The sequence below is a fragment of the Methanobacterium paludis genome (assembly GCF_000214725.1).
Taxonomy (GTDB): domain Archaea; phylum Methanobacteriota; class Methanobacteria; order Methanobacteriales; family Methanobacteriaceae; genus Methanobacterium_C; species Methanobacterium_C paludis.
Genome location: NC_015574.1, coordinates 324,070 through 336,763, shown reverse-complemented (window position 1 = coordinate 336,763; position 12,694 = coordinate 324,070). Strand labels below are relative to the sequence as shown.

Below are 12,694 nucleotides of genomic sequence, written 5' to 3'. Positions count from 1 at the left end.
GTTAATTCTCAAAAGAGTAATGATTAGAATAAAAAAAATAATTTTTATGAATTTTCTTTCACAGCATATATCCTCAAGTTGCTTACCTTTCCACCACTTACTTCTTTATATTTTGATAAAAGAGCTTCATTACTAGATTTTCCCCAAACGAAATAATAATCTATATTATATTTATTAAAATCTGCCTGCAAGTCGGTATCAGTTTCATTAGGTTTTGAGAATCCATAGTAACTTGTTCCTAAGAAATATGATGTATGTAAAGTTCTTCTGTAAGCACCATCTTCTGCATTACCATTTGAGGCAATATTTCCATGTACAGAGTATTGACTTTCTATGGTTTCACTCCAAATATAGTACTCTTTTCCAACGTGCCCCCCATCTACTCCAACATAATGAAAACTAATTAACCCAGATATGGGCATTATAAGGAAAGAACCAATTAAAACAATTGTTAATATGGGTTTTGCTATCTTGTTGAATTTTTTAGTGAAAAATTCATGTTTAAAGAGCAGATTAAGGAGATAACCTCCCATCAACATCAAGAGTATGTAAACAATCCACAGATATCTGGGTTCCAGTACTATTGAAAGGTAACCTGCAGAATAGATTAAAACCGTGATCACAGGATAGAGAGCAGTTTCAATTGGTATCTGGGTTGAAATCTGATTTTTAATTGGTTTTATACACAGAAGGACATAAATAAGAATTATTATAAGTGCAAAATAAGAGAATGATTGGTATATGCCTTTCAAAATGGATATATTGTATTTAATTTTAGTTATCTGGTAATTGAAATAACTCCACGATTGGAAGGGGCTCCATGATTTTACATTGAGGTAAGTTGGGTCTTCCCATGCACTGGTTACATTTTCATATGGTGGTTTGATGAAACCTTCATTAACGTACTCTGTGGGATGCCCCACTGATTCTGGTCCTTCAACGTTGTGGTTATATGTTCCAGATGTTCCGAAGGTTACTTCTCCATATTTTTCACTGATTATTAGACTCCAAGCACCACTTATAATGAAAAACACTGTCAAACCTAAAAGAAGATTCTTCAAAACTGCCCTTCTATGTTGAACTTCTTTTAGGTAGTGAAATAAGTTAAACAATATGAAATGAGCTATGAAAAAGGGAAATATATAACTCTTGGTTAAATAGGCCAACCCGCATAGAATTCCGCATAATATTCCATTGTACCATTTATTGTAGTATTCTGGACTGAATATGAAGTAGAGATAGTAAACCAGAAAACATGCCAGTATAAGGTCTACTGGACTGTAATTCAAGGCAAAATGTAAGATCACGAAAACCATTGCAAATAAAATTGAAGTTCTAATTTTTTCATCCATCTCAAATCTGTAGGATAAAAATCTTATACCTATAATGGTGAAAAATCCAAATATTAAGGATAATACTTTGGTTGAGTATAAAACAGATGAAGGAGACGAATTAAACATGATAAATGGGATCAGAAACCATGAGAAAAGGGGTCCCCAGTACCCATTTACGGCGCTTGCCACATCACCAGCATAATATAACCTGGCAACAGATATCATACTGATTATATCTTTATTAATGAGATCGTACTGGTAAAAATTTAGTAAATAGACACCTAATATCAAAAATAGAGCCAAAAATGAAATAAAAATCATGTTAGTCCTTTTAAAAAGACTCTCTTTCAAAAAAGCGCCATCTATCTGCATAACATAAACTCATTAGGTTATTTAATTATAAAAACCTTGGGTTTCCAATCAAATTTTTATGTTATACGGATATAGATTGTAGGAAATAGACTATTAATGATAAGAACTAAGAAACAATTAAAGATCATTAATTATTATCATTTAATCACAAGATCGTGTAGATCGCAGCTAAAATGATAGTAATTCCCAGTTTTAAATCATAGTAATTATAAAATTTAATTAAAGTTAGCTAAAAAGTAATAAAACAAAACCATAGATTTATAATTCTTTATAAAAATAAATTTCATTATATTTAAGGTGAAAAAATGTTCGATCCATCTGATTTTATAAATGAATCCATAAAAAAAATGAAAAATGAAATAGGCAATAAAAAAGCCATAATAGCATTATCAGGCGGGGTTGACAGTTCTGTAGCATCTGTATTAACCCATAGGGCCATTAAAGATAATCTTGTAGCAGTATTTGTTGATCATGGACTTCTACGTGAAGGGGAATCAAAATACGTTGAAAATACATTTAAAGAAAAGCTTAATTTTATATGCGTAGATGCAAAAGAGGAATTTTTGGGTGAACTTGAAGGTGTTGTGGACCCAGAAGAAAAGAGGAAAATCATTGGTAAAGTATTTATAGATGTTTTTGAAAGAATTGCAAAAAAAGAGGGAGCTGAATTCCTTGTTCAGGGCACAATAGCTCCAGACTGGATAGAAAGTCAGGGAAACATTAAATCCCATCACAACCTCGCATTACCACACGGCCTGGTTCTTAAGATTGTAGAACCAATAAGGGAACTTTACAAAGATGAAGTAAGAATAGTAGGAAAAGAACTGGGTATTCCAGATGAAATAACTAACAGACAACCTTATCCAGGTCCTGGGCTTGCTGTTCGTATTGTAGGAGATATAACTCCTGAAAAGATAAATATCTGCAGGAAAGCCAATGCAATTGTTGAGGAAGAAGTCAAAAAGGAAGGCCTTGATGAAACTCTCTGGCAGTACTTCGCAGTTCTGACTGATACAAAGGTAACTGGAGTAAAAGGTGACATAAGAGACTTTGGATACCTTGTTGTATTGAGAATGGTTGAATCACTGGATGCAATGACTGCAGATGTGCCTGAACTCCCATGGAACATGATAAAAACAATATCACAACGTATAACAGCCCAAATACCTGAAGTAACCCATGTTGCACTTTCAGTGAGTGATAAACCCCCAAGTACCATTGAATTTGCCTAAACTTCTACCTAAAACATTCTAAAAACTTCAAAAAAGGTGGAAGGATAACTCCTTTTTTATTTTTATTAAATGATCAAAAATATAATTAAAAAAATGGTAATTGCTCACAATAACTCCATTATCTAAATCGATCAAACAATATAATCCTCCCTTACAGGCGAAAATACTTCCAATGCAACTGAATCTTCTCTTATTTCTGCCCCATGCTCGGCATCTCCAGGAATAGACCAACTATCACCGGGTTCCATGTCATGTACTTCCCCTTCAATTGTGAGCATTATGTGTCCAGATACAAGGTAACCTGTTTGTTCCTCAGGATGTTTATGTGCAGGTAATATTTTATCTTTTGACAATATAAACTCAGTTAAAAGAGTTTTATCACCATAAACCAGTGTTTTACGTTTTATACCCTCAAAAACATTTATATAACCATTTTTATCTGCTTTCCCAACTTTATAAATAGACATATTTTTCCCTCCATTCAATCTGATAGATTAGTACCTATCTAATTGCTCTTAATTTCAAGTTCTATTAAAATTTAATCATTTATAGGGTTTTAATTTTTTAAACCCGTGTAAAAGGGCAAAGGATATTTCAACTAACTATGAGCTACACTAATTTTTTACTTTAAATTCAACATCATTGGGAATAAATATTTTCAATCTTTTTAAAAATTCATATAACCAATTAAACCCTTTTAAAATCTTTATTTACTGTTCTATTAACATCAGGCAAAAAATATGAAACTCTTAAAATTATTTATTGTAATACGTACACAGAATATAATAACATTTAATTAAATAGTTCGGGGTGATAAGGATCAACAAATCTGAAAAAGTGCCTATTTATTCCTACAAAACAGGAAAGGTAGAACTTGTGGATAGAATAGAAAAACCACCCAAAGAATGGAAAATGATTTTAAAACCCGAAGTTTATAGGGTTGCAAGAGAAAAAGGTACAGAATTGGCCTTTACCGGTAAGTATCACGATCACCATGAGGACGGTATTTACAAATGCGTATGCTGCGGCACCGACCTTTTTGATTCAAAGACGAAGTTTGATTCTGGAACAGGCTGGCCGAGCTTCTGGGCGCCAATTGCGGAAGAAAACGTGAAAACTGAGGTTGATAAAAGTCTTCTTATGACCCGGATCGAGGTGCTCTGCGCCCGCTGCCATGCACATTTAGGTCATGTCTTCGATGATGGTCCTCTTCCAACAGGCAAACGTTATTGTATGAATTCTACATCCCTAAAATTCGTTGAAAGATAACTAATAAACTTTAATTAATAATCTTTTTAATGAGCTTCAATTTCATGAGTTTATCTATTTTTGAAATAATCGTTGAAAAATGTATTATTTACTTGTATTTCATCTCCCCTCGCTAATTTTTTATTGAATAAAACTGAACATAAATAATATAAAGAACTTGAATGTTAGTTTGACTTAACTGGAGAATGTTGGACTTGAAGTTGAACTATGATTAAATAAATTAAAATTCTTTGAAAATATGGGAATAAAATGATAAACGGCAAGACAGCTTACCTCAAAAAGTTGACGTCCAAGATAAAAATGCAATCTGTGGATGTGGGAAAGGAACTTGAAGGCAGTACACCGCCATCTGTTTTTATAGGGAGCTGGAACTACCCCAAGGTCTATGCAGGACCGATGATAGCACCTTTACAGGGTGATACAACAATAATGGATATGCCGGAGTCATGGATCCCCCAGGAAAAGACACAGGACGATATAATAGGGTACAGAATGAGTCTTGTGAGAGGTAAGCAGCAAGTGGGAATAAGAGACCTCGAAAATGGTTTTGTGGAGAAACTTCAGGATATATCACTTGCATCCAAATCAATAGGAAGCGAAGCTGAATTCGGGAACAAACCAAGAGGGCAGTCTTTCAGCGATGAACACGCACCCCATGGTCCCAGTGCAATTATTCAGAAGTTCGACATAGAAAATGTGAAATGGGACCATCAGCTGGAGAAGGTGTTTTACGACAGTGATTTAAGGGCTGCTGATGCATTGATCAACCTTCACAACAAGGGAGTTCCATTTTCTAACATGCAGAAGGCATTTTCTGTTGGTGCAATGGGTGTTGGAAAGAGGAGGCGACTTGTACCCACAAGATGGTCAATTACGGCTTGTGATAGTACCATAGCGGATATTTTACTTCGAGATGTCAGACAATACGATATTTTGGATGTTCACCGTGTCTATGAATTTAAAAGTCTCAACAATTATTATGCGGTGCTTTTAATGCCAACAGAATGGCAGTATGAATGGATGGAAGCATTTTTAAGGGTGATGGGTAATGAAGAATTGATATTCTCAGACAGTGAATCAAACGCAGGTAAAAAAGGTTACTCAACAGTTGGAGGATGTTACTACACCTGTAAAATGGCCATACTTGAGGCTCTGGCTCAGGAAAAAGTACAAGCCGGCGCCATTGTACTTAGAGAAGCTTACAATGGATATGTGCCACTCGGAGTGTTTAATGTGAGGGAAAATGTCAGGAACGCCATGAGCCAGCCCCCACGAGAGTTTGAAGATATGAAAACCGCTCTCAATTACATTTCATTGAAGTTGAGGTTGCCAATGAAAAGATTCGTAGAACAAAGCTCCCTTCTAAAAGAACTTTTACAATCAAGACAAACGACATTAGACAGTTTTATCCCAAAATAAAGAATTAAAATAAACAAATTAATGAAAATTAATAAAAAAATAGAGTATAATACAATATAATCAACAGATATGTACTTTTATGCTTATATATTCAGATATCTTTAATATTAGACAGTTTTAAGAGATGAGACAGTTGGATTTGTTCTACAGAAGACCATCAAAAAATACGAGAGACGCCATGTGCAGAGCCGCCATGAACCTTAAACACATGCCAGGCGGCAGATATGAAGAAGTAACCGCCGCAGAAAAAAGTATAATAAATACAACAGGCCATGACCATGTCAAAATTGTAAATAGTGGTAATTCAGCCATACTTGCGGTTATGAGCACATTCAAGGGCAAAATTTTAATCCCGGACCAGGGAGGATGGACGGGGTTCAAAAAAATGGCAGAATTCCTTGGCATTGAAACCAAAGAAGTATCCACAGAACTTGGAGTTATGGACGCAGCTGTTCTGGCAGAGTCCATCAAAAATAATAGCCCTGAAGCTCTTTTTATTACGAGTTTTGCAGGTTATACTGCCGAACAGCCCGTAAGAGAAATTTATGAAGTTTGTGAGGATTTGGGGGTCACCCTGGTTGAGGATGCATCCGGGTCTTTAGGAGATGAAACTGGAAAGCTTGCAAGTGGGAAGCATGCTCACGTTATAGTGGCATCAACTGGAGCTCCAAAGACTGTAAACGTTGGATCTGGGGGATTTATCTCAACAAACGATGAAAAAATCTTGGGTAATGCTAAAAACATTTTAAAAACATTAAAATCGGACCCTGTAACTTGTGCAGGTATAACTGAGGAAATAAAAAATGCTAGCAACGTTCTCACAAAAACCTTGGAAGCCTGTGAATTTTTAAAAAAAGAGCTAAAAAAAGAGTTTGATCTGGAAAAAGATTTAGTAAAAAAAGATGTAAAAAATGATATGAAAAAAGATTTTTCTAAAAACATTTTACATGCTGATAAGAGGGGCATTAACATTGCTGTATCCACGGATAACCCTAAAAAAACAGGTTATGAACTCAGAAAAAGTTTAAAAGTTCAAGGAGGAGGAATAGTAACGGTTTGTCCTCGTTATGAACGAATAATGGCGGATGCAGTTTGTATAGAAATAAAAAATCTTGACGTAAAATGTTTAGGACACGAAAATCTGAATGAAATCATTCAGATTATTAAAAAAACCGTAGTCCCAGAAACAGTTTAGTGATTATAAGATAATGACTAAAGATTCATTCTATTTCTCATATTTATTAAAAATAATTTTCATTTTTCGAGTATAAGAAGCGATGTTTTTTCCATCAAAAGTCTCTCGATACTGCCAATTGTTTCCAATTCCATATCTGAAATGTTATAAATCTTTTTCAACACCGTTTCATCTGGTTCAAGGACACTATCATCCATTTCACCTAAAAAATCCCCTAATTTAACCATAACTCCGTTATCACAGCCCACAGCAACTGCACAGATGTTCATTTCCCCTTCTTGTATACCCAAAATATCTAAAGCTCTGGATATCTGCCTTTGAGCTGAGGTCCTAACACATATTTCGAGTCCGAGGTCCTTTGCAATGTTTTCATTTCTCTGGAACGCATTTACCGCGTGTATGGCAGCGTGCATAACATGTTTTCTGCCGGCTATTCCATCGGCATCCATGATCTGCACTACACAATCACTGTTTATTCTGCTTATTCTGCTTATCTTTTCCATTACCCCATTAAAATCTTTTATATTAGATTTAAATCCCGCAATTTGAATTTTATCATGAATTTTACTGCTCATCTGACTTTGATTCATCTGAATTTCTCCTTAATAGAAAATAAAATATTGATTCTTTGGGGTTTTCTTGTCTGAAATACACGTAAGCTCCTACAAATCCCTTGAAAATTTGAAAATTGTAAAAATTATCTCAAAAAGGACGAAAATGAAATAAAACCTTTATAAAGACATTATATCGTTTTAAATTTCCTTATATCATTTAAGCTTAAATTAAAGTTACCATTTATAATATTTTTTAAAATTTAAATGAACTAAACCTCATAAAAGTATAAATTTTTGAATGTGCCCGTGAAAAATGTAAAAATGGAAATTTACATGAAAAGATGTGGAAGAAACAATAAATAAAACCGGAAAATCATAATTAAATGAAAATCCAGTTAAAATTCAGGATTTTTAGCTTCCCTAATCTTCTTATCGCTTAATATCTTATTTATTCCACTTAAAACTGCCTCCACACTGGCCATGATAATATCCGGCTGGGTGCTCCTGGCGCTTACTATGCGGTCTCCGTTACGTAACTTAACAACAACATCAATCAAAGCATCAGTACCACCTGTTATTGCATCAACGTGATATTCTTCAAGTTCTATGTCTACAACATCTTTCATAGTCTTTTTTATGGCCACAATAGCCGCATCAACCGGTCCAACACCTACCCCTGCTTCGAGTTTACCTACATCCTCTATTTTAAGCTTTACCGATGCTGTTGGTGTTACTTTGTTTCCTGAAACAATGGTGAGTTCTTCAAGTTCAACTGGCTTTTCTGGCAGAATTCCCATTACATCATCTGCAATTGCCTGAAGGTCAACATCTGTAACACATTTCCCCATATCTCCAAGAGCTTTTATTCTGGAGAATATCTGGTCGAAGCGTACATCATCCACACGAAGGCCCATTTCTTTGATCCTTTCTCTTATAATATGGGAGCCCACATGTTTTCCCAGGACAAATCTGCGCTTGTGACCAACTAATTCAGGAGTTATTGGCTCGTAAGTCTCGGCTTTTTTTATAACTCCATCTGCATGTATGCCAGATTCATGGGCAAACGCATTTTCGCCAACTATGGCTTTATTGGGCTGGAGATATATACCTGTCATTCTTGCAACACTTTTAGACATCTCGTAGAGCATTCCTACCTTCACATTTGTCTTAACATTGTAAAGGGAATAAAGCGCCACAACAAGTTCTTCAAGGGATGCATTACCTGCACGTTCACCTATACCGTTTACTGTAACATGGGCCTGACTTGCACCGGCTCTTAGACCTGCAAGGGTGTTTGCAACTGCAAGTCCAAAGTCGTTATGGCAGTGTGCGCTTAAAGGTACTCCAAGTTCTGTTAGGTCACCGTAAAACTTATAAGCCTTTTCTGGAGTGAGCATTCCCACTGTATCACATGCACATATCCTTTTAGCCCCAGCATCTATTCCTGCCTGAAAAACTTCCTTTAAAAATCCGAAATCTGTTCTTGTTGAATCTTCTGCAGATAATTCAACAAGTAAACCATGGTCTACTGCATATTCAGTTGAATCAATTGCAAACTGCTTCACATCTTCCCTTGTTTTTCTAAGTTTATATTTTATGTGGAGATCTGATGTTGGAACAACCAGATGAACACTGTCAACTCCGCAGTCCAAAGCTGCATCAATATCAACTTTAACAGCCCTTGCAAAACTGCATATTTCAGCATTAAGTCCTTCTGAAACTATATTTTTTATTCCCTGCCTTTCCCCTTTAGATGTTATGGCCGAACCAGCCTCTATAACATCAACTCCGAGTTCATCAAGTTTTATTGCCATTCTTAACTTCTGATCTGGGGTTAATGAGACTCCAGGGGTTTGCTCTCCATCTCTAAGTGTTGTATCAAATATTCTAACGTCCAACAGATCCCCTTCTAACTTCTTTTTTATTCTTTTTTAAATGAAATTTTAGTAGAATTGAATGATTCATGGAATTCTTTTTGAATTTAAGATGATCTCATTGATTTCATTTGAATTTAAGATGATCTCATTGATTTCATTTGAATTTAAGATGATCTCATCAAATTTTATTTGAATTCCTATCAAACATCCTTTAGGTATATACTACTAATTTCCTAATTAATTTCAATAAACTCTAAATAATTTTTATTAGTTTTTAACTTTTTTAAAGTTATTTTGTAGTATTTTATTAGAAGTATTATAATAAAATATTTAATCCAAAAATTAGAAAAATTTGAAGTTTTATTTAATCTTTTTAAAAACAGATATTACTCTTGTTAAACTCTTATGCATCCTTATATGGTGCTGTTGTACTATTTCAAAGTTTGTATCCTTAATTACTTCATGAATATCCATGTAATGGGGTGTTGCCATGCATAAAAGTCCCTTGTCTTTTATTAAATTTTGTATTGAAACTAAAGCCTGGCCGTAAAGTTTCTCACTTTCTTCTCCACCTGTTGATGCAGAAATACCATATGGAGGATCTGTTACAATTGCGTCAACCTTATAAGGAAGTTCTATTTGCCTTGCATCAGATTGAAAAACCTCATAATCTTTAATTCCGCAGTAATTAAGGTTTTTTATCGTGCCTCTGACCATTCTAGAATCTATATCTGTCCCAACAACACTGGCACCTATTATTCCTGCCTCTATAAGGATGCCTCCTGTTCCACAGAATGGGTCAAGAACCTTATCTCCCTTCCCAACCAGGGTAAGATTCACCATGCATCGTGCAAGTTTGGGGCTCATGGATCCAGGGTAAAAAAATGGTCTTTTATGTGGTTTAAGGTCATAAAAGTGCTTTTTGGACACTTTAACCAATCTTTCACAGACAAGGACCTTTCCGTTGATAAATATCAATCTCAAGAAGGTTGAAGGATCCTTGAGGTTTACATTTATCCCCCCATGAACTCTGTCCTTTATTACTCCCCCAATCTCCCATTCAAGTTCTGTGGTGTTGAACTTCTGGTCTTTGTTCATTCTCTTAATTCTTACGGCATAATCTTTTGTTATAACATCTTTCCACGGATATTTTCCAATTTGAGGAATTAAATTAACTTTATCTGTTTCGAATAAGAGTTTACACACTTCATGCACATATGAAAGACGTTTTCCAACATTTTCAATTGATTTGAAGTATTCATCAGGAATATCAAGGATTAAAATCCCATCATATTCATCTTGTATTACAAAAGGTACATTTTCGGCCACTAAAACAGATTCAACCTCTGCTCTGGGCAGGGTTGTGTGTTCCTGAGACATTATCATGATTATTTCCATAAATTTGATATCCTCCTTGATAGCATCCCTGGTAAAATAGAGAAAAGAAGTCCACTTTTAAGCATTTCCTTTATTAGGGGTGATTGTGTATCCATGTCTCCATATTCAGAAATCATAGCCTCCGCACCGCCTTCTTTAAGTTTTAAGAACATTTTATCGAGATCTTCATTTGTCATTGATTGGAATATCTTTTGAACTTCAAGCTGCATTCTGAGCTCGCCTTTGTACTTTTTCATGCATTCTTTCCCATATTTCTCGAGAAGTTGAATGTCTTGGGAATGGAGAGCATTTGATACAGCACCAGCCGCGATTTTGGCACTCCTGAATCCCATTATAAGGCCACCACCAGTTGTGGGTTTTACCTGGGATGCTGCATCTCCCAGAAGTATAGACCTGTCTTTAGATATCTCTTTTTTAGGATCATAAACTGGTATGAATCCCTGGTATTTTTTAAGAATTGAAGCATTCTTAAATTTTTCATTATCTAAAAATTCATTCAAAATCTTTGTGAGGTCCTGATAACTGGATTCTGCAAAGATACCTATCCTTACTTGAGACTCAGATACTGGAATTATCCAAAGAAATCCCGGGGATATCTTTGAATCCACGTAAAGATGAACATAATCACTGTCAAAAGCATCAATCCCTGTATCAACAAGATACTGGGCAGCTTGAAAAGTTTTTGAAGGGTGATTAAATTCATCTGAAACAGAGGATGCATAACCATCAGCCCCAACAATCACATCAGCAGATATCTTCTTGTTCTCATGATTTTTAAGATAAACATCTCCTGTTTTGATGTCCACATGATCTACCCTGTGATTTAAGAGTAATTCTGCTCCTTTGTCAACTGCAAGTTCTGCTAAAAATTTATCGTATGCAACTCTGTCAAGCACATAGGCTTCTGGCTCCTTTTTGGAAACAGAAAGTACAGTGCCGGATGGAGAATGCAAATAAGCACCGTAAACTTTGTTTAATATGAATTCATCAGGTACAATGTTCAATTTTTTTATTTTCTTCCCTACAAGCCCTGCACACTGTAGGGGAACACCCACATCTTTTTTTCTCTCCATTATTCCCACTTTAAAACCTTCTTCTGCCATGTACCTCGCAAAAGTCGATCCTACAGGTCCTGCCCCCACCACCACAATGTCATAGTTACTCATAGTACCATATCTTAGTTTTAGTTAGTCTGTTAATTAATTTATATATTTCAAGGTAAAATAGAATAATTTCATAATATTTCTATTTTTAAATAAATTAATGCATTCATAGGAAATTTAGGATATTCCCAAGAGGATATCCTAAGAATATTCGAATTATAAATTCTAGCCAAATACTGAAAGGTCGTATTATAATTGGTTTCCTATACTACCTCTTAAATTTTTTGTCGTATTCTTCAGCTATAGATCTTCTCTTTGGCTGCTTTTTATAGGTTTTACGATCCTCAAATTCAATTTCATCCCCTTCAATCAGTCTGTTTATCATGGTTTCAACTTTTTCAGGGTTAGGGGTGTCCTCAAGCAGAAGCATTGTGCGTTCGTGTCCCCCAAATATTTGAATATCTCCTGAACGGAAAATCCGTTCCATTACACTCTGTGACACTGAAATATCTTGAATTTTATCGTAATGCATGTAAACTTTTTCTTTCCTTAGTATTCCGCTTTGGACTATTACCTTTTTATCCGTGATTAAGTATCTTCTGGATCTCCATGATAATATATCCCATAATATCCATAAAATCAAGACCAGTACAATGAGCAGGAGCAGTATGGTCACAGCTTCAACAAGGGGTATCTGGACCATGCTTACTAAATAATCCTGTAAAGATGTCGTTAAAGCCACAGCTGAATTGAAAAAGTACAGTACTATAAGAAGAATTACAAATTTAATTAAAGCAGGTTTTACGCTTACAATAAACTGAGGTTTTGTCTCAAACAAAACTCTTTCGGCTGGATGTGATTTTACATTTTTTCTCATCATTTTAATCACCTGAATGTTTAATCACTGGAATAGGATTCATATTTTTTATAACCCAATTGTA

At 35.1% G+C, this 12,694-nt stretch carries 11 protein-coding genes; 4 read left to right on the top strand and 7 right to left on the bottom strand.

Features of this window, described 5'->3' with window-relative positions:
* Positions 1-44: 44 nt before the first annotated feature.
* Positions 45-1,352, bottom strand: a complete 1,308-nt coding sequence (locus MSWAN_RS01510; protein WP_161597478.1) for an ArnT family glycosyltransferase — start codon at positions 1,350-1,352, stop codon at positions 45-47.
* 659 nt (positions 1,353-2,011) lie between these two features.
* Between MSWAN_RS01510 and guaA the strand changes: the two genes are divergently transcribed.
* Positions 2,012-2,938 (top strand): glutamine-hydrolyzing GMP synthase, encoded by a 927-nt coding sequence (guaA, locus tag MSWAN_RS01505; RefSeq protein WP_013824844.1) that lies wholly within the window; start codon positions 2,012-2,014, stop codon positions 2,936-2,938.
* Positions 2,939-3,069: 131 nt separating this feature from the next.
* On the opposite strand, the gene MSWAN_RS01500 is transcribed toward guaA, so the two are convergent.
* A complete protein-coding gene (locus MSWAN_RS01500) occupies positions 3,070-3,405 on the bottom strand; it encodes a cupin domain-containing protein (protein WP_013824843.1) in 336 nt (111 codons plus the stop codon).
* 343 nt (positions 3,406-3,748) lie between these two features.
* Between MSWAN_RS01500 and msrB the strand changes: the two genes are divergently transcribed.
* From msrB to MSWAN_RS01485, 3 genes are all read left to right on the top strand, one after another.
* Positions 3,749-4,207, top strand: coding sequence for a peptide-methionine (R)-S-oxide reductase MsrB (gene msrB / locus MSWAN_RS01495; RefSeq protein ID WP_013824842.1), 459 nt, complete (start codon positions 3,749-3,751; stop codon positions 4,205-4,207).
* 249 nt (positions 4,208-4,456) lie between these two features.
* Entirely contained in the window at positions 4,457-5,626 is a 1,170-nt protein-coding gene (locus MSWAN_RS01490) for an Nre family DNA repair protein (protein ID WP_013824841.1), read from the top strand.
* 124 nt (positions 5,627-5,750) lie between these two features.
* Positions 5,751-6,821: a DegT/DnrJ/EryC1/StrS family aminotransferase gene (locus MSWAN_RS01485; protein ID WP_013824840.1), complete on the top strand. Its 1,071-nt coding sequence runs from the start codon at positions 5,751-5,753 to the stop codon at positions 6,819-6,821.
* 59 nt (positions 6,822-6,880) lie between these two features.
* Here MSWAN_RS01485 and cgi121 read toward each other — a convergent pair whose 3' ends face one another.
* The 5 genes from cgi121 to MSWAN_RS01460 all read right to left on the bottom strand — a co-directional run bounded on the left by cgi121 (position 6,881) and on the right by MSWAN_RS01460 (position 12,633).
* On the bottom strand, positions 6,881-7,411 hold the full coding sequence (gene cgi121, locus MSWAN_RS01480) for a KEOPS complex subunit Cgi121 (RefSeq protein WP_013824839.1): 531 nt from the start codon (positions 7,409-7,411) through the stop codon (positions 6,881-6,883).
* Positions 7,412-7,770: 359 nt separating this feature from the next.
* Positions 7,771-9,273, bottom strand: coding sequence for a (R)-citramalate synthase (locus tag MSWAN_RS01475; protein ID WP_013824838.1), 1,503 nt, complete (start codon positions 9,271-9,273; stop codon positions 7,771-7,773).
* A 339-nt stretch (positions 9,274-9,612) separates the two neighbouring features.
* Complete coding sequence (locus tag MSWAN_RS01470; protein ID WP_013824837.1) at positions 9,613-10,650, bottom strand: TIGR01177 family methyltransferase; 1,038 nt, start codon at positions 10,648-10,650, stop codon at positions 9,613-9,615.
* Entirely contained in the window at positions 10,641-11,816 is a 1,176-nt protein-coding gene (locus MSWAN_RS01465) for a geranylgeranyl reductase family protein (RefSeq protein ID WP_013824836.1), read from the bottom strand. The genes MSWAN_RS01470 and MSWAN_RS01465 overlap by 10 nt, the downstream gene beginning before the upstream one ends.
* 205 nt (positions 11,817-12,021) lie before the next feature.
* Complete coding sequence (locus MSWAN_RS01460) at positions 12,022-12,633, bottom strand: PH domain-containing protein (protein ID WP_013824835.1); 612 nt, start codon at positions 12,631-12,633, stop codon at positions 12,022-12,024.
* Positions 12,634-12,694 lie beyond the last annotated feature (61 nt).

Bases quoted from the DNA above. Each gene is read 5' to 3' on its own strand.
- MSWAN_RS01510 (WP_161597478.1), bottom strand. From the start codon at position 1,352: ATGGATGAAAAAATTAGAACTTCAATTTTATTTGCAATGGTTTTCGTG.
- guaA (WP_013824844.1), top strand. From the start codon at position 2,012: ATGTTCGATCCATCTGATTTTATAAATGAATCCATAAAAAAAATGAAA.
- MSWAN_RS01500 (WP_013824843.1), bottom strand. From the start codon at position 3,405: ATGTCTATTTATAAAGTTGGGAAAGCAGATAAAAATGGTTATATAAAT.
- MSWAN_RS01490 (WP_013824841.1), top strand. From the start codon at position 4,457: ATGATAAACGGCAAGACAGCTTACCTCAAAAAGTTGACGTCCAAGATA.
- MSWAN_RS01485 (WP_013824840.1), top strand. From the start codon at position 5,751: ATGAGACAGTTGGATTTGTTCTACAGAAGACCATCAAAAAATACGAGA.
- cgi121 (WP_013824839.1), bottom strand. From the start codon at position 7,411: ATGAATCAAAGTCAGATGAGCAGTAAAATTCATGATAAAATTCAAATT.
- MSWAN_RS01470 (WP_013824837.1), bottom strand. From the start codon at position 10,650: ATGGAAATAATCATGATAATGTCTCAGGAACACACAACCCTGCCCAGA.
- MSWAN_RS01465 (WP_013824836.1), bottom strand. From the start codon at position 11,816: ATGAGTAACTATGACATTGTGGTGGTGGGGGCAGGACCTGTAGGATCG.
- MSWAN_RS01460 (WP_013824835.1), bottom strand. From the start codon at position 12,633: ATGATGAGAAAAAATGTAAAATCACATCCAGCCGAAAGAGTTTTGTTT.